Below are 16,834 nucleotides of genomic sequence, written 5' to 3' on the forward strand. Positions count from 1 at the left end.
GAAAAAAGCCGTCTGAACAAAATCAGTGGGCTAAGAGGAGGCTGACGACGGCATCGGTCTGTTGACCGATGGTGTCGTCGGAATTTTTGGCGGTGTATTTGATACGTTTGACTTCGTATTGGGGCGTGCGTATCAGTACGGAGATTTTCTTTATCTGTTTGGTGTTGCCGGTTGAGTGGTAGCGCAGATTGTATTTGCATTCGGGCGAGTATAGGCGGCGATCGCCCAAGGTAACGGTTTCGCTGCTGATGCCTCTTGCACTAAGGGACGCTGCCAATTCTTGATGATAGGCGGGTGGGGTGCTTTTGCTGTTTGGAATGATGCAGATATGTTTGATTTGGGCAATGTCTTCAGGCTTGCCGGTTTTGATGTAGGTGCGGCTTGAGCAGGCGCCAAGCAGGAAAATCGCACCTGTAACAGCCAATAGGGTATGTTTCATTATTGTTCCTTTTTCGGTGGTTTCAATTTTAGCCAACCTCGCGGAGATTGGGGGCGTTTATGCCGTCTGAACGGCGGCTGCGTCTTTTTTGGAAATGTTGCGCAGCATCGTGTAGTAGCCGTTTTGGGACATCAGTTGTTCGTGTGTGCCTTGTTCGATGATTTTGCCGTCGTCCATCACGATGATGCGGTCGGCTCCTTCGATGGTGGTCAGGCGGTGGGCGACGATGATGCCGGTGCGGTTTTCCATCAGGCGTTCGAGCGCTTGTTGGACGAGGCGTTCGGATTCGTTGTCCAACGCGCTGGTGGCTTCATCCAATAATAATATCGGCGCGTCTTTCAAAATGGCGCGGGCGATGGCGACGCGTTGCCGCTGTCCGCCGGATAAGTTGCTGCCGTTTGATCCGATGGGCTGGTGCAGTCCGAGCGGGGAACTGTCAATCAGGCTTTGCAGGTTGGCGGCTTGGAGGGCGGACAGGACTTCGGATTCGCCCGCGTCGGGACGGCTGTAGCGGACGTTTTCAAACAGGGTGTCGTCAAACAGGAATACGTCTTGGGAGACGAGGGCGAATTGGGCGCGCAGGCAGTCGAGTTTGATGTCGGCGATGTCGATACCGTCTATGCAGATGTTGCCGGCAGACGGTTCGACAAAGCGGGGCAGCAGGTTGACGACGGTGGATTTGCCGCTGCCGGAACGTCCGACCAGGGCGACGCGTTCGCCTTGTCTGATGTCGAGGTTGAAGCCGTCGAGGGCTTTGATGCCGTCTGAACGGTATTCGACATCGACGTTGCGGAAGCTGATGCGCCCTTCGACACGCTGCGGCGCGAGCGTGCCTTTGTCCTGTTCGGGCGGGGTGTCGAGAAATGCACATACGCCGTCGGCGGCGAGGAACATCGTCTGCATCGGGATGCTGATGTTGGCAAGGCTTTTGATGGGTGCGTACATTTGCAGCATCGCGACGATGAATGCCATAAATTCGCCGATGGTGGTGTAGCCGTTTTGGCTTTGCCACAGGGCGATGAAGATGACGACGGCGAGGGCGATCGAGGCAATCAGTTCGCTGAACGGGGAATGTGCCGCCGTTGCCTGCGTGATTTTTTTGCTGAGGCGGACGATGGTGCGGTTGACCGCGTCGAACCGGTTTGCCGCCTGCGCCTGCCCGTTGAACAGCTTGACGACGCGGTGTCCCTGATGGGTTTCGGCAATCACGTTGTTCATCGTGCCTATGCTTTTTTGCGAGTCGGAAATGACGTGTTTCAGACGGTCGCGGTAGTAGCGCGAGAGCAGGGAGAGCAGGGGGAACATCAGGACGACGATGAGGCTGAGCTGCCAGTTGAGGTAAAGCAGGACGATGGTCAGGCCGGTAACAATCATCGTGTCGCGCGTGAGGACGGTAAAGATGTCGCTGGCGTTACTGACCGACTGTTCGGTCAGGTTGAGCATATTCATCAGTACGGTGCCGGACGGCGTTTCCTGATGGTAGCGGGAGGAAAGGGTCAGCATTTTGGCAAACATATCTTTGCGGATTTTGCTGATGGTCATCACGGAGACCCAAGTCATCAGATAGGTGCTGGTAAAGCGGCAGATGCCGCGGATGACGACGAGAATGATGAGAAAGAGCGGGACGGTCCAGATTTTGTTTTCCGTCCCCCAAACCATATAGGTAAACTGTTCGCGCCAGTTTTGCAGGGTGGAAATGATGCCGGCGGCGGCGGACAGCTCGGGCGGCGCGGCGGGCGCGGAAAAGCCGTGGTTGATCAGGGGGGCGATGAAGGCGGCAAGGTAGCTTTCGGTGGCGGCAACGCCGAAAATGGCAATCAGGGCGGCAACGATGCGGATTTTGTAGGGGCGGACGTATGCCATCAGGCGCATAAAGCTGCGCGCGTCTTCTTTTTTAAACAGTCCGAAAGTCAGTTTTTCTATCATATCGGTGGGGCGGGAACTGCAACGGCAGCCGCTGTCGGTGGTTTGGTCGGGATGGATTATAGCGTAAATATGCGGCTGTTTGCCGTTCGGACGTGAAAAGCAGCCTGAAGAGGGCAGGCTGCTTTTTGCGGAACGAAGTCAGTGCGCTTCGATAAAGGCGGCAACCTGTCCGGCATCGGTCAGCGCGCTGCACGCGGCGGCCTTGTTGATGCGTTTTGCCAGACCTGCCAGAACTTTGCCCGGGCCGCATTCGGCGGATTCGGCAATGCCGTCTGAAACGAGGGCGTTGACGGTTTCCGTCCAGCGTACGGGGCTGTAAAGCTGGCGGACGAGCGCGTCTTTGATTTTGTCGGCATCATCGTAGGCGGCAACGTCGGCGTTGTGGATGACGCGGATTTGCGGCTGCTTGATTTCAACGGTTTTCAGGGCTTCGGCAAGTTTGTCGGCGGCGGGTTTCATCAGGCTGCAATGGGAAGGTACGGACACGGGCAGCGGCAGGGCGCGTTTGGCGCCGGCTTCTTTGGCGGCAAGCATAGCGCGCTCGACGGCGGCGGCATTGCCTGCAATCACGACTTGTCCGGGCGAGTTGAAGTTGACGGCTTCAACCACTTCATCCTGTGCGGATTCGGCGCAAATTTGTTTTACCTGTTCATCTTCCAAGCCGAGAATCGCCGCCATTGCGCCCACGCCTTGCGGTACGGCGGACTGCATCAGTTCGGCGCGCAGGCGCACGAGTTTGACGGCATCGGTAAAATCCAATGCGCCGGCGGCAACGAGTGCGGTGTATTCGCCGAGGCTGTGTCCGGCAACGGCGGCAGGCGTTTTGCCGCCCGCTTCCGAATAGGCGCGGTAAACGGCAACGCCGGCGGCGAGCATAATGGGCTGGGTGTTGACGGTTTGACCGATGATTTCGGCATCGCTGCCGTTAATCATCGCCCACAAGTCCTGCCCCAATATGGCGGAGGCTTCGGCAAAGGTGTTTTTAACGACGGCGTGTCCGGCAAAGCCGTTCATCATACCGAGGCTTTGGGAACCTTGTCCGGGAAAAAAGAAGGCAAAAGACATAGTATTCCTTTGTTGGGTTGGATTGTCAGAGATGTTGCCCGAGTTTTACAAAAAGTTCGGGCGGAACGAAATAATCAATCAGGATGCAGGTCGCTAGGACATTGCCCGAAACAGTCAGACGGAACAGCACAACAAAACGCTTTTTCGCCGTTTTATGCCTGAATATCCTGCTGCCCAAGTATGCGCCCGTCCAACCGCCGAACAAGGCAGGCAGCAGCAGGCGGTGTTCGGGAATGCGGCGTTTTCCCTGTACGGCACGCCGTTTGTCGATGCCGTAAAGTGCAAACGTGTAGAGGGATAATATTGAGTAACACGCACCCAATACGGGGAAAAACATCGAGACGGCAGGTAAAAATGCCGCACACGCAATCGGTTTGAGGAGGGTTGGCCGCTTCATGGTAAGGGAAATGCCGTCTGAAAGCCTGTTTCAGACGGCATCGGGTTCAATATTGCAACAGCACCGCGCCCCACGCGAAACCGCCGCCGATGCCTTCGAGCAGCAGGTTTTGACCGCGTTTGATTTGTCCGTTGCTGATGCCCGCGTCCAAAGCCAGCGGAATCGAGGCGGCGGAAGTATTGCCGTGGTCTTGGACGGTTAAGATCACTTTGTCCATACTTAAGTTCAAATGTTTGGCGGTCGATTCGATGATGCGGCGGTTTGCCTGATGGGGAACAATCCAGTCGATTTGTTCGGCGGTATAACCGGCTTCGCTGATGACTTCGTCGGCGATTTTTGCCAGCATTTTGACGGCAAACTTGAACACGCCGGGGCCGTCCATTTTGACGTAGGGAGAGCCGCAGATTTGTCCGTCGGCAATTTTCCCGGGGGCGTTGAGTAGGTTCAGATAATTGCCGTCGGCTTTGAGTTTGCCGTGGATGATGCCCGGTTTGTCGGACGCGCTTAAAACCACCGCGCCCGCGCCGTCGCCGAACAATACGCAGGTTGTGCGGTCGTTCCAGTCGACGATGCGGCTGAAAGTTTCCGCACCGATGACCAGCGCGTTTTTCGCCATACCGCTTTTAATGTAGGCGTTTGCCGTCGTCAGCGCGTACATAAAGCCGGCGCACACCGCCTGCACGTCGAAGGCGGGGCAGCCGTTGGTTATGCCCAATTTTTGCTGCACGATGGTCGCAGTAGACGGAAACTGCATATCCGGCGTTGCCGTCGCCACGATAATCAGGTCGATTTCATTGCCGTTCAAACCTGCGGCATCCAGCGCGCGGCGCGCCGCTTCGGCGGCAAGGTCGCTGGTTTTTTCGTTTTCGGCTGCAATATGGCGGAACTTGATGCCCGTGCGCGCGGTAATCCACTCGTCCGAAGTGTCCACTTTTTGGGCAAGGTCGTCATTGCTGACGCGGTTGGCGGGAAGATAGCTGCCCGTGCCGGAAATTTTGGCATACTGCATAGGAACGCCCTTTTTAGAGAGTTGGTTCAGATTCGGCTATTGTAAGCGAAAACCGATGATTGCCCAATACGGGCAGGAGGCGGTGCGGGAAAGCGGCAGGCGGTTTGCAATGCCGTCTGAAAGTCCGGGCTGCTTCAGACGGCATTTTGATTGCCGGGTTTCCGTCAGACCATTGGTGCCGGTGTTTGTTTTTGTCTGATAAATTCGGAAATGATATTTTGAATTGTAGAAATATTTTTAGCGATATGTTCGACAGGGTGGAAGTCTCCCCAAATTTCCATTGTCTTTCCGCTGTAATTTTCCGTTTTAAGGTTTTCGACTCCAATATCCCCGCCTTCTAAAATTGTTTGAATCATTGGCAAATAATATCCTTTTTCAAAATAGACAGTTAATTCGGTATGGCCAAATTTGGGCTCGTGGATGATTCTGAAAACAAGGACGCCGGCTTTTTTCTCAAAATTTGATACGGAAAAAAAGCGATTGATTTCCCTAATGTCAGGGTTTTCCAAAACGGGGATTTGGATTCGCTCCCCGTTGTCTGCCATAAAAAATCCGCCAAAAATGACCGTCGATGTTTTTATTCTTATCAACCCATTGGCTTTATTGGTTAATCGGACGTGCTTTCTATCCCAAATTCCTTGTTGATAAAAGAAATTTCCCGGGATTCTTGTTCCGTCAGCCGGACATCGAAATCTTCGATATAAGTACACAGGATTTCAAAAGCCAGAAAACGTTCCGAATAATGAATATAATCCAATGCGGATTCAATCAGACGGGCATCAAGCCTGCCTTCAAGGGATTTTCCTAACTTCATCATCCGTTTGTCTAATGCCCTCATCCGTTTTTCTAATGTCTTCATTTTTCAAATACTCCTTATTTTACAGGGAAGTATTTGGGAAGTGCCAGACAGGTGCATCGCCGTCCGCGCCCGCAGGTTCGGGGCGGGCGGATGCCGTCTGAAAGGGGAGGCATCGTTCAGACGGCATCGTGCGTGTTACAGGCCGGCGGCGGTTTCGTTTTGGGCGGCTTCGAGTGCGGCGAGTTGTTCGGCTACGCCCTGTTCGAGTTTTGAAGGGCCGGCGGACTTGGCTTCGTGGTAGGCTTCTTCGAGCGCGTAGCGGAAACCGGTTTCGTCTGTGCCGCCGTGGCTTTTAATCACGATGCCGCGCAGCCCGAGCAGGATGGCCCCGTTGAATTTGCGCGGGTCGAGTTTGTTTTTCAGCCCTTTAAGGGCGGGTAGGGCGGCAACGGCGGCGAGTTTGTTGAACAGGTTGCTTTGGAATTCGCGGCGGATGGCGCCGCCCATAAATTTGACCGCGCCTTCGATGGTTTTGAGCATGACGTTGCCGACAAAGCCGTCGGCGACGACGACATCTGCCTCGCCGTACAGGATGCCGTTGCTTTCAATGTTGCCGATAAAGTTGAGTTTGCTGTTTTGCAGCAGTTTGTAGGTTTGTTTGACGGTGTCCGTACCTTTGATGTCTTCCGTGCCGACATTGATCAGTCCGACGCGGGGTCGCCCTTTTTGGGGATGGAGGGCGTGGAAGAGTTCGCTGCCGACAATGGCGAACTGGGCAAGCTGTTCGGGGGTGCAGTCGACGTTCGCGCCGAGGTCGAGCGCGAGTGTGACGTGGTCGGTGTCGGACGGGAGGAATTTGGCGATGGCGGGGCGTTCGATGCCGGGTATGGTTTTGAGGACGAAGCGCGCGGTCGCCATCAGTGCGCCGGTGTTGCCTGCGGAAACGGCGGCCTGCGCCCTGCCTTCTTTGACTTGGTTGACGGCGACGCGCATAGAGGAGTCTTTTTTGTTTTTCAGGGCGGATTGCGGCGCTTCGTCCATGCCGACGACTTGTGTGGTGTGGCAGATGTCGATGCGCCCCATCGGCGCGCCTGCCGCGTTCAGGGCTTGGCGCAGTTGCGCTTCGTCGCCGGTCATAATCAGGCGGACATCGGGATGTGCTTGGAGGAATGCGGTTGCTCCGGGTGCGGTGACGGCGAGTCCCCGGTCGCCGCCCATAGCATCTACGGCAAGTGTAATCATAGGGTTCTCCGGTAGGTGTTTCCGGCAGGTTTTCGGTCTGCGGCAGGGGGTCGTGCGGGCTTCAGACGGCATCGGTTCGGAAAATATGCCGTCTGAAAGGATCAGCCTCGGCCGGCCTCGGCAAGGCGGTTGTGTTCGTCGATGTCGGTTGCGTCCCAAGGATAGTTGATCCACCAGTCTTCCACGGTGATACCGCTGAAGTAGGGGATGCCTTCGGGGATTTTCCCGGCTTTGGCTTTGATTTTTTCGTGCAGGACGGCAACGCCGACAGTGCCGAAATCTTCTTTGAGCAGTTCGTTCAGGCAAAATTCCATCGTAACGCGGCTGTCGTCCACTTCGTCGACAACCAATATATTTTTACCCCGCAAGGCTTCGGGGACGGGATCCAGCCATTGGACTTTTTTGACTTCTTCCGTAACCTGTCCCTCGTTGTCGCTGTCGTAATAAGCGGTGGTAACGGCGTAAATCGGGATTTCCAGAAAACAGCGCAGCATACGTGCCGGAATAAAGCCGCCGCCGCCGATGGCGATCATCGCATCGTATTTGATGCCGGAGTTTTGGATTTTTTCCGCCAATGCTTTGATGACGCGGTGGATGTCGTCGTAGGTGTACCAGATTTTCTGTATCATCGGAGTATCCTCGGTGTCTTTGGATATGTATTTCAATATACGGACATTATACGGAACAGTCCGATTCCGTGTATTGACGTATGGCGAAAGTTTGGACGGATAGCGCGTCCAATGCAAAAAAAGCCAGTGATTGCATGGCAATGTCCTGGCTTTTTCAGTCAGTCGGATAGGGCTTATTCGCCTTTGGCTTTGACCACTTTGCGGCCGCGGTACATACCGTTGGGGGAGATGTGGTGCGGGCGGTGTACTTCGCCGGTCGCGCCGTCGACGGACAGGGAAGGTGCGGTCAGCGCGTCGTGCGAACGGTGCATACCGCGTTTGGAAGGGGATTTTTTGTTTTGTTGAACGGCCATTTCAAGCTCCTGGATAAATAAACTGTGTCCTAATCAATTGCTTTTCAAACCTGCCAAAACAGCGAAAGGGTTTGGTTTGTCCCGATCGGCTTTTTCCGGTGTCCCGTTGCCGCCGCAGTCTTCGTGCCGGGGAGAGAAGGGGAGCGACATCAGGATTTGGTCTTCGACCAAGATCCGCACGTCAAGCTCTTTTTCGAGCAGCATACCTTCCAATTCTTCATCGGCAAGCATCGCTTCGTCCAAGTCTTTCTCGTCGGAAAACAAGACGATGCGGGCGGTTTCGTCGAGCCGGAACGGCAGGGGCGCAATGCACCGCTGGCAAACCAAGGGCATATCGGCTTTGACGCCCAAGTCGAGGAACAGGCGTTGCAGCCGGTCGCGCCCGCCTTGCAGCGTAAACGACACGCGTGTCTGTTTGTCGGCGGGATAATCGTGCGAACTGACGCGTTCGTCCAATTCTTCGAGCAGGAAGCCGCCTTGCAGGCTCCGCCCTTCGGCGGCGAAAACTTTCGGGTCAATCAAATTAGGGTCTGACATAAACGGGGTATGATATAATTTAGATGTTCTAACGTCAATATTTTTAAGAAAAATGTTACGGTGTGCCGGAGGGGGTGTCCGAGTTTCGGCTTATGTTCGGATTTTACCGCCCCTTCGGGCGTGTTTTCAACGGTAAGGAGGATGGGATGGGTTTGAAGCTGCCTTTGATTTTGGGTACGAGTTCGGTTTTCCGCCGCGAACAGATGGAAAGGCTCGGCATCGCCTTTCAGGCGGCATCCCCCGATTTTGACGAAACGCCGATGCTGGGGGAGTCTGCCCCTCAGACGGCATTGCGCCTTGCCGAGGGTAAGGCGCGGTCGTTGGCCGGACGTTTCCCCGAGGCGTTGATTGTCGGTGCGGACCAGGTAGCGTGGTGCGACGGCAGGCAGTGGGGCAAGCCGATGAACCTTGCCAACGCGCAAAAGATGCTGATGCACTTGAGCGGCAGGGAGATTGAGTTTTACAGCGCGGTCGTGCTGTTGAATACGGTTACGGGCACGATGCAGCGGCATATCGATAAGACTGTGGTCGTGATGAGGCAGTTGGACGAGCTGCACATCCTCCGCTATTTGGAGCGCGAGCCTGATGCGGTTTATTGCTCGTGTGCGTTGAAGAGCGAGGATTTGGGTGCATTGTTGATCGAACGGATTGAAAGCAGCGATCCGAATGCTTTAATCGGTTTGCCGGTTTTCCGTCTGGTCGATTTCTTGAAAAATGAGGGCGTGGATGTTTTGTAATCGTCCGTTTATGCCGTCTGAAGGGTTCAGACGGCATTTTTAACTGATGAGTGGGGGGAGTGATGGCTGCTGTTTTGTATTTGATTCCTACGCCTTTGGGTGCGCCGGACACGCCGTGCCTGTTGCCGCACGAACAACAGGCGGTTGTCGGGCTGACGGATTTTGTCGTAGAGGCGGAAAAAACGGCGCGCGCGCATTTGAAACATTTGGGCGTAACTGCACCCATCCGCGAGCTGAATCTGCAAACATTGAACGAACATACGGATTTGAAGGCTTTACCGGAATTGCTGAAACCTTTGCAGGAAGGGCGCAGTATGGGCATTGTCAGCGAGGCGGGTTGCCCGGCTGTGGCTGATCCGGGCGCGAATTTGGTGGCATTGGCGCATAAACACGGTTTTGAAGTGCGTCCGCTGGTCGGGCCGTCCAGCCTGCTGCTGGCGCTGATGGCTTCGGGCGCGAACGGGCAGAACTTTGCGTTTAAGGGTTATCTGCCGTCTGAAAAAAATGAGCGCATTCAGAGTTTGAAGGCTTTGGAGCAACGTTCGCGGCAGTGCGGCGAGACGCAGATTTTTATTGAAACGCCTTACCGCAATGATGCGCTGCTTGCCGATGCGGTGGAAAACCTGCATCCTGAAACGCGCTTGTGTGTAGCTGCGGATTTGACCTTGCCGACACAGGAAATCATCAGCCGGACAATCGCGCAGTGGCGGAAAAGGAAAGAAATGCCGAATTTGAAAAAACGTCCGACGATTTTTGTGATGTATGCGGGTTGAAGATTTCCGCCCCGATAGGGGGTGAACAATAAAAATGCCGTCTGAACAGGTTTCAGACGGCATTTTTCATGCTGCGGCATTTAGGAAACGACTTCGCCTTGGGCGCGTTGTTTTTCGATGCTGCGGTTGATGTGCCATTGCTGGGCGATGGTTAAGAGATTGTTGACCACCCAGTACAATACCAGACCGGCAGGGAAGAAGAAGAACATAACGGAGAAAACCAAAGGCATGATTTTCATCATTTTCGCCTGCATCGGGTCGGTCGGCGGCGGGTTCAGATAGGTTTGGGCGAACATCGTTGCCGCCATAATGATGGGCAGGATGTAGTAGGGGTCGGAGCGGCTGAGGTCGGTAATCCAGCCCAGCCAAGGTGCCTGGCGCAATTCTACGGAGGCGAACAATGCCCAGTACAAGCCGATGAATACGGGGATTTGCAACAGCATAGGCAGACAGCCGCCCAGCGGATTGATTTTTTCGTCTTTGTAAAGCTGCATCATCGCTTGTTGCTGCGCCATACGGTCGTCGCCGTATTTCTCTTTGATGGCTTGCAGCTTGGGTGCGGCGGCGCGCATTTTCGCCATCGAGCGGTAAGAGGCGTTGGTCAATGGGTACAGTACGGCTTTGACGATGATGGTCAAAACGATGATTGCCCAGCCCCAGTTGCCGATGATGTTGTGCAGTTGGTTCAAGAGCCAGAAGAGTGGGGAGGCGAACCAGTGTACTTTGCCGTAGTCTTTTGCCAGTTGCAGTTTGTCGGCGATGCCGGCGATGACGGAAGTGGTTTGCGGGCCGGCATACAGGTTGACGGCGGTTTCGGCTTTCGCGCCGGCCGGGATGGCGGCTAAAGGCACGCCGACGCTTGCGCTGTACAGCTTGTCGTTGCGGCGTTTGATGTCGATGCCGCATTCGCCTGCGGCGCAAACGCTTTGTCCGCCTTTAGGCTGCAAAATCCAAGCGGACATAAAGTGGTGTTCGATCATACCGAGCCAACCGGTCGGGGTTTTGCGGATGTATTCGGCTTCGGATTTGCCGGATTTGGCATCGTCGTCCAAATCGGAGAAGCTGACTTTTTGGAAGCCGCCTTCAGGGGTGTAAACCACCGGGCCGAGGTAGGAACGGGTGAAGTAGCCTTGGCCTTCGGGTTGGCTGCGGTCGCGGACGATGCGGTAGTCCGCGCTCAGGTTGGCGGGCTTGCCGCCGGTGTTGGCAATGTCGAAGCGGACGTTAACCAAGTAGCTGCCTTTGGTAAAAGTATAAACTTTGTCGATTTTCAGTCCGTTTGTTTCGGGCGCACTCAGGCGGACTTCGACTTTGTCGCCGTTGAGGCTGTATTGTTTTTGCGGAGCGGTAAAGCCGATGCCTTTCAGAACGTTGTTGCCTTGTGCGTCCAAAAGCTCGGATTGGGCGACGTAGGTGTATTCTTTGCCGTCGCCAAATAGGACGAAGGGTTTGTGTTCGTCGCCGGTTGCTTTGTATTTGAGCAGGGTCAGCCGGCGCAGGTCGCCGCTTTTTTCATCAATGACGGCTTGAACCGCATCGGTCGTTACGGTAATCGGCGTTGCGGGGGCGAGTGCGGCTTCGGCGGAAGCGGTTGCGACGGTTTGCCGCTGTTGCTGTGCGGCCTGTCCGGGCGCGGGCGCGGTTTGGGGGGCGGGGAACATTTTTTCCCAGCCGATCATAATCGCCAGCGCGATGGCGAAGAACGCGGTGAGTCTTTTAAAATCCATAAGAGTTTCCTGAATGGTCGGAAACGCCGCAGTACGCGGGTTCCGATAGGCGGGGGATTACGGCAGGCTTTATACCCGGCGGTCGTGCCGCCTGCCCGAAGTTTCAGACGGCATTATATAGAAACCGATGGGAAATAAAAGGAAAGCGTGCAGTTCGGGCGGCGGGGCGGTTCAGGGGACGGGGTCGTGTCCGTGTCCGCCGAGGGGGTGGCATCGGGCGATGCGCTTTGCCGCAAGCAGCCCGCCTTTGAATGCGCCGTATTTTTTCACGGCTTCCACCGCGTATTGCGAACAGGTCGGCGTATAGCGGCAGCGCGGCGGAATCAGCGGGCTGATGCAGTATTGGTAAAACCTTATCAGAACCAGCAGGAGTTTGGACAATAGGAAGTTCATCGGGATGGGCCTTTATGTGAACCGGATGCCGTCTGAACCGCGCCGGCCGTTGCGCTATGCCTGTTTGCCGCGTTCCGGTGCCGGATCGCCGGACATCAGCCGCGCCAGCTCCGAGCGCGCCTGCCTTGCGGTATCCCTGTCGAATTTCCGACGGACGCGCACGACGAAATCCTGAGGCGGAAGATTGTTTTTGTTCAACCTGAACCAGTCGCGGATGACGCGTTTCATATAGTTCCGCTCGTTGGCGCGTTTGGCGGTTTTTTTGCCGACGACCAGTCCGAGGCGGGGATGCCCCGCCCCGTTGCCGTCGGAACGCGCAACTTGCAGGAAGTCGAGGCTGCGGCGGTTTCTGAATGCAAAAACGGATGAAAAATCATCCGTTTTCAACAAGCGGTACTGCCTTCCGAAGCGGCAGTCCAAAATCACACCGCCAGGCGTTTGCGGCCTTTGGCGCGGCGTGCCGCCAATACTGCGCGGCCGCCGCGCGTTTTGGAGCGCACGAGGAAGCCGTGGGTGCGTTTGCGTTTGGTAACGGAAGGTTGGTAAGTGCGTTTCATAATGCTTTCCTAAAAATCGGTAAATAAATAAACCGCGAATTACACTCCAATTTGCCGATTTTGTCAATCAATAGAGAAACTTTGCCGGGAAGCCGGCCGATATGCGCGCATTTCTGTGGATAAATTTTTGCCGGTATTGTGGATAAAATGCCGGCGGGTCGGTATAATCGGCAGACCGCATTTTAAGCCCGTGCGCGTTTGGAACGTTTGCTTTCCCTTTGAAAACATTATTTTCCCCGGCCGTGTTTGAATAATCTGCCGCTCTTGCCCGTGTCGGGGCAAACGCCCCTTTTTTTCGGGTATGAACCTGTTTTATTGGATAAAAAGCATTTTCCTTGGCCGATAAGGCCGTACCGGCGCCCTATTGGGAACACGGTTTTTCTTTTTCTGATTTTTTTGCTGCCGATTTGGGTTTGTCTATGACACTAGCAGAATTTTGGCCGATGTGCCTCCGCCGCCTTCACGATACCCTGCCCCCGGGGCAGTTTGCACAATGGATTGCCCCCCTTACCGTCGGCGAGGAAGACGGGGTGTGGGTGGTGTACGGCAAAAACCAGTTTGCCTGCAATATGCTCAAAAGCCGCTTCGCCGGCAAAATCGAAGCCTTGAGGGAAGAATGCGCCCCCGAACGCGCCGCCTTCGTATTCAAGGCAGGCGAAGGCGTGCGTTACGAGATGGCGGCTGCCGGGGTTGCGGAAAAACCGCCTGTGCGCGAAGTGCGGGATGAATTGCCGGCGCGGGCGGCGTTGTCGGAGGCGATGCCGTCTGAAGCCCCGTCCGAACCTCCGTCCGAAACCCTGTTTGAAACTCCGTCCGAAGGGGCTGCCAAGCCTTCGGCGGCGAAAACGGCGGCGGATATTTTGGCGGAACGTATGAAAAACCTGCCGCACGGATCGCGATCCGCCGCCGAACCTGTTTTGCGCCCGGAGCCGCAGGCGGCAGCCAAAGCGCGGACGGACGCGCAGAGCGGTGCGGAAGAGGCGCGTTACGAACAGACCAACCTGTCGCGCGATTACACGTTTGACACATTGGTCGAAGGCAAGGGCAACCGCCTTGCGGCGGCGGCGGCGCAGGCGATTGCGGAAAGCCCGGGGCAGAGTTACAACCCGTTCTTCCTCTATGGCAGCACGGGTTTGGGCAAAACCCACCTTGTGCAGGCGGTCGGCAACGAGCTTTTGAAAAACCGTCCCGATGCGAAAGTGCGCTATATGCATTCGGACGATTATATCCGCAGCTTTATGAAAGCCGTGCGCAACAATACTTACGACGTGTTCAAGCAGCAATACAAGCAATACGACCTGCTGATTATCGACGATATTCAGTTTATTAAAGGAAAAGACCGTACGATGGAAGAATTTTTCTATCTGTACAACCATTTCCACAACGAGAAAAAACAGCTCATCCTCACTTGCGACGTTTTACCTGCCAAAATCGAGGGTATGGACGACCGGCTCAAGTCCCGCTTTTCGTGGGGGCTGACTTTGGAACTCGAGCCGCCCGAATTGGAAATGCGCGTGGCGATTTTGCAGAAAAAGGCGGAAGCGGCGGGCATCAGTATCGAAGACGAGGCGGCATTGTTTATTGCCAACCTGATCCGTTCCAACGTGCGCGAATTGGAAGGCGCGTTCAACCGCGTCAGCGCGAGCAGCCGCTTTATGAACCGCCCCGTCATCGATATGGATTTGGCGCGTACGGCGTTGCAGGACATTATCGCCGAGAAGCACAAAGTCATTACCGCCGACCTCATCATTGATGCGGTTGCCAAGTATTACCATATCAGGATCAGCGACATACTCGGCAAAAAACGCACGCGCAGCCTTGCCCGCCCGCGTCAGGTTGCGATGACCTTGAGCAAGGAGCTGACCACGATGAGCCTGCCCGCCATCGGCGACGCGTTCGGCGGGCGCGACCACACCACCGTCATGCACGCCATCCGCGCCGTAACCTCGTTGCGCGAAGAAGACCCCGAATTGAACCAGGACTACGAAAAACTGCTGATTCTGATTCAAAACTGACCGAACGCGCCTTTCAGACGGCATACCGTTGCCGGCACCGTCCGGAAGGCAGGCACACAACCGATTCAAGGAGTAAAAAATGTTGATTTTACAAGCCGAACGCGACAGCCTGCTCAAGCCGTTGCAAGCCGTTACCGGCATCGTCGAACGCCGCCACACCCTGCCCATCCTGTCCAATGTGCTGATTGAGGGCAGGGGCGGTCAGACCAAACTCTTGGCGACCGACTTGGAAATCCAAATCGATACCTCCGGGCCGGAGTGCGGTGCGGCAGATTTCCGCATTACGACCAATGCCAAGAAATTTCAGGATATTTTACGGGCCCTGCCGGCAGGTGCATTGGTTTCGTTGGATTGGGACGACAACCGTCTGACGCTGAAGGCGGGCAAGTCCCGTTTCGCCCTGCAAACCCTGCCTGCCGACGACTTTCCGCAAATCAATATCGGCGAGGATGTCAGCGCCGCATTTGAATTGGAGCAGGAAGCCTTTAAAACGATGCTGTCCCAGGTCCAATACAGTATGGCGGTGCAGGACATCCGCTATTATCTCAATGGTTTGCTGATGCAGGTCGAAGGCGGGCAGTTGCGCCTTGTGGCGACAGACGGGCACCGGCTTGCCTATTCGGCTTGCGCCATTGGTGCGGATTTGCCGCGCGCCGAGCTTATCCTGCCGCGCAAAACGGTTTTGGAGCTTTTCAAACTGTTGAATAATCCGTCCGATCCGATTCAGGTGGAACTCTTGGACAAGCAGGTTCGCTTCCGTTGCAACGGCACGACCATCGTCAGCAAAGTCATCGACGGCAAATTCCCCGATTTCAACCGCGTGATTCCTTTGGACAACGACAAGATTTTCGTTTTGTCCCGTGCCGAACTTTTGGGCGCGTTGGAACGTGCCGCGATTCTTGCCAATGAAAAAATCCGGGGGGCAAGGCTGTTTTTGCAGCCCGGACTGTTGAGTGTCGTGTGCAGCAACAACGAGCAGGAAGAAGCGCGCGAAGAAATCGAAATCGCCTATCAGGGCGGGGAATTGGAAGCCGGTTTCAATATCGGCTACCTGATGGACGTGTTGCGGAATATCCATACCGACGATATGCAGCTTGCCTTCGGCGATGCCAACCGGCCGACCCTGTTTACCGTGCCGGACAATCCGAATTTCAAATATGTCGTGATGCCGATGCGGATCTGATTCCGATATACCGCGCCCCTTCGCGCTCCTTCTGCGGGGCGCAATATACCGGGGCGGCATCCGATGCCGTTTTGCGCGTCGGCACACTGTTTGACCGCGCGTGCGCTTTCAAAGGACAACCCCGAAACCGGAGGGATGGTTTCGGGGTTGTCCGTATTCGGCGCATATCGGCACATATGGGAATCTTTGCAATCGCAGAAGTGATATAGCGGATTAACAAAAACCGGTACGGCGTTGCCTAGCCTTGGCTCAAAGAGAACGATTCTCTAAGGTGCTGAAGCACCAAGTGAATCGGTTCCGTACTATTTGTACTGTCTGCGGCTTCGTCGCCTTGTACTGATTTTTGTTAATCCACTATAAAAACCTGATGTCCGATACCGTGTTCAAAATGAACAAGCCGCTGATTTTTCCTATTTTCAATATCGGAGAGGTTTTAGCCGGCCGGATATTTTCAGGCGCACCGTTATGCGTCGGATTTCGCGGACAGAGACCTTTGCAGAATTCCCCAAAATCCCCTAAATGTCTTAGTGGGAATTTAGGGGAATTCTGCAAAGGTCTCCATCTACCATTCAATTAACAATTTGTCAGAAAATTTAATCTGCTCTGTTCTCAAACTACCTGAAGCATATAGAAGACACAGGCTGTACAGCAAAATAAATTTGTGCGGTAACTGCTTTTGCGCATAAGTAAAATTGGTATGCAACCCTCGAAATTGTTCTGCATATTTCAACAAGACCGGTAAATCCGTCATACCGAGCCCTCCTGCAAACCCCGAACTACCTCAGACGCATCCCAATCCAAAGCCCGACAGTATTCGATAAATTCAAATATATCCATCCGTCTGTCACCTGTTTCCACTTTTCCTACGAACGAATGCACCACATCCATCCGTTCCGCCAATGCACGTTGCGACAGCCCCAAATCCAATCTTCTGCGGATAAGGAGTTGTCGCAAATAGGTGTGTTCGGCAGAGTGTACCGACAAACGAATATTTCCCATGCGCTCCGATTTTAGGTACAATCACGCACGCACCTGTTTTAGGTGCAAATAAGA

The 16,834-nt window shown here is 54.9% G+C and carries 21 protein-coding genes; 4 read left to right on the forward strand and 17 right to left on the reverse strand.

Annotation, left to right across the window (positions count from 1 at the left end; genetic code table 11):
* Nucleotides 1-22 precede the first annotated feature (22 nt).
* The 12 genes from FGL10_RS10540 to FGL10_RS10590 all read right to left on the reverse strand — a co-directional run bounded on the left by FGL10_RS10540 (nt 23) and on the right by FGL10_RS10590 (nt 8,396).
* Nucleotides 23-439 carry a hypothetical protein gene (locus tag FGL10_RS10540; protein ID WP_003708407.1) on the reverse strand — a complete coding sequence of 139 codons (417 nt, stop codon included), beginning with the start codon at nt 437-439 and terminating at the stop codon, nt 23-25.
* A 57-nt stretch (nt 440-496) separates the two neighbouring features.
* Nucleotides 497-2,365, reverse strand: a complete 1,869-nt coding sequence (msbA, locus tag FGL10_RS10545) for a lipid A export permease/ATP-binding protein MsbA (RefSeq protein ID WP_036469482.1) — start codon at nt 2,363-2,365, stop codon at nt 497-499.
* Between the two features lie 138 nt (nt 2,366-2,503).
* On the reverse strand, nt 2,504-3,430 hold the full coding sequence (gene fabD / locus FGL10_RS10550; RefSeq protein WP_003708402.1) for an ACP S-malonyltransferase: 927 nt from the start codon (nt 3,428-3,430) through the stop codon (nt 2,504-2,506).
* Between the two features lie 25 nt (nt 3,431-3,455).
* On the reverse strand, nt 3,456-3,827 hold the full coding sequence (locus FGL10_RS10555) for a DUF1294 domain-containing protein (RefSeq protein ID WP_003708400.1): 372 nt from the start codon (nt 3,825-3,827) through the stop codon (nt 3,456-3,458).
* Between the two features lie 46 nt (nt 3,828-3,873).
* A complete protein-coding gene (locus tag FGL10_RS10560) occupies nt 3,874-4,836 on the reverse strand; it encodes a beta-ketoacyl-ACP synthase III (RefSeq protein WP_003708398.1) in 963 nt (320 codons plus the stop codon).
* Nucleotides 4,837-4,849: 13 nt separating this feature from the next.
* A complete protein-coding gene (locus FGL10_RS12845) occupies nt 4,850-4,981 on the reverse strand; it encodes a hypothetical protein (RefSeq protein WP_003708397.1) in 132 nt (43 codons plus the stop codon).
* Nucleotides 4,982-5,000: 19 nt separating this feature from the next.
* Entirely contained in the window at nt 5,001-5,417 is a 417-nt protein-coding gene (locus FGL10_RS10565; protein WP_138251483.1) for a DUF6911 family protein, read from the reverse strand.
* 26 nt (nt 5,418-5,443) lie between these two features.
* Entirely contained in the window at nt 5,444-5,695 is a 252-nt protein-coding gene (locus tag FGL10_RS10570) for a MafI family immunity protein (protein WP_003708392.1), read from the reverse strand.
* Nucleotides 5,696-5,830: 135 nt separating this feature from the next.
* Nucleotides 5,831-6,877 carry a phosphate acyltransferase PlsX gene (gene plsX / locus FGL10_RS10575; RefSeq protein WP_003708390.1) on the reverse strand — a complete coding sequence of 349 codons (1,047 nt, stop codon included), beginning with the start codon at nt 6,875-6,877 and terminating at the stop codon, nt 5,831-5,833.
* A gap of 101 nt (nt 6,878-6,978) precedes the next feature.
* On the reverse strand, nt 6,979-7,506 hold the full coding sequence (locus FGL10_RS10580) for a phosphoribosyltransferase (RefSeq protein ID WP_003708386.1): 528 nt from the start codon (nt 7,504-7,506) through the stop codon (nt 6,979-6,981).
* Between the two features lie 173 nt (nt 7,507-7,679).
* A complete protein-coding gene (gene rpmF, locus FGL10_RS10585) occupies nt 7,680-7,859 on the reverse strand; it encodes a 50S ribosomal protein L32 (protein WP_003708384.1) in 180 nt (59 codons plus the stop codon).
* Between the two features lie 33 nt (nt 7,860-7,892).
* Nucleotides 7,893-8,396, reverse strand: coding sequence for a YceD family protein (locus tag FGL10_RS10590; protein ID WP_003708383.1), 504 nt, complete (start codon nt 8,394-8,396; stop codon nt 7,893-7,895).
* Nucleotides 8,397-8,542: 146 nt separating this feature from the next.
* Between FGL10_RS10590 and FGL10_RS10595 the strand changes: the two genes are divergently transcribed.
* Nucleotides 8,543-9,133: a Maf family protein gene (locus tag FGL10_RS10595; RefSeq protein ID WP_036469477.1), complete on the forward strand. Its 591-nt coding sequence runs from the start codon at nt 8,543-8,545 to the stop codon at nt 9,131-9,133.
* A 62-nt stretch (nt 9,134-9,195) separates the two neighbouring features.
* Nucleotides 9,196-9,906: an SAM-dependent methyltransferase gene (locus tag FGL10_RS10600; protein WP_003708374.1), complete on the forward strand. Its 711-nt coding sequence runs from the start codon at nt 9,196-9,198 to the stop codon at nt 9,904-9,906.
* Between the two features lie 80 nt (nt 9,907-9,986).
* Here the strand turns inward: FGL10_RS10600 and yidC are convergent, their stop codons facing one another.
* The 4 genes from yidC to rpmH all read right to left on the reverse strand — a co-directional run bounded on the left by yidC (nt 9,987) and on the right by rpmH (nt 12,583).
* Nucleotides 9,987-11,633: a membrane protein insertase YidC gene (gene yidC / locus FGL10_RS10605; protein WP_003708372.1), complete on the reverse strand. Its 1,647-nt coding sequence runs from the start codon at nt 11,631-11,633 to the stop codon at nt 9,987-9,989.
* A gap of 171 nt (nt 11,634-11,804) precedes the next feature.
* Nucleotides 11,805-12,026 (reverse strand): membrane protein insertion efficiency factor YidD, encoded by a 222-nt coding sequence (gene yidD / locus FGL10_RS10615; RefSeq protein WP_003676181.1) that lies wholly within the window; start codon nt 12,024-12,026, stop codon nt 11,805-11,807.
* 54 nt (nt 12,027-12,080) lie between these two features.
* Nucleotides 12,081-12,446, reverse strand: coding sequence for a ribonuclease P protein component (gene rnpA, locus FGL10_RS10620; RefSeq protein WP_036469509.1), 366 nt, complete (start codon nt 12,444-12,446; stop codon nt 12,081-12,083).
* Between the two features lie 2 nt (nt 12,447-12,448).
* Complete coding sequence (gene rpmH / locus FGL10_RS10625; RefSeq protein WP_002214728.1) at nt 12,449-12,583, reverse strand: 50S ribosomal protein L34; 135 nt, start codon at nt 12,581-12,583, stop codon at nt 12,449-12,451.
* Between the two features lie 419 nt (nt 12,584-13,002).
* Here rpmH and dnaA point away from each other — a divergent pair, with 419 nt between their 5' ends.
* Both dnaA and dnaN read left to right on the forward strand, forming a co-directional pair.
* Complete coding sequence (dnaA, locus tag FGL10_RS10635) at nt 13,003-14,598, forward strand: chromosomal replication initiator protein DnaA (protein ID WP_036469505.1); 1,596 nt, start codon at nt 13,003-13,005, stop codon at nt 14,596-14,598.
* A gap of 79 nt (nt 14,599-14,677) precedes the next feature.
* Complete coding sequence (dnaN, locus tag FGL10_RS10640; protein WP_003708363.1) at nt 14,678-15,781, forward strand: DNA polymerase III subunit beta; 1,104 nt, start codon at nt 14,678-14,680, stop codon at nt 15,779-15,781.
* A 747-nt stretch (nt 15,782-16,528) separates the two neighbouring features.
* On the opposite strand, the gene FGL10_RS10655 is transcribed toward dnaN, so the two are convergent.
* On the reverse strand, nt 16,529-16,780 hold the full coding sequence (locus FGL10_RS10655; RefSeq protein ID WP_003708354.1) for a helix-turn-helix domain-containing protein: 252 nt from the start codon (nt 16,778-16,780) through the stop codon (nt 16,529-16,531).
* Nucleotides 16,781-16,834 lie beyond the last annotated feature (54 nt).

This window comes from Neisseria lactamica, from assembly GCF_901482445.1.
Taxonomy (GTDB): Bacteria; Pseudomonadota; Gammaproteobacteria; order Burkholderiales; family Neisseriaceae; genus Neisseria; species Neisseria lactamica.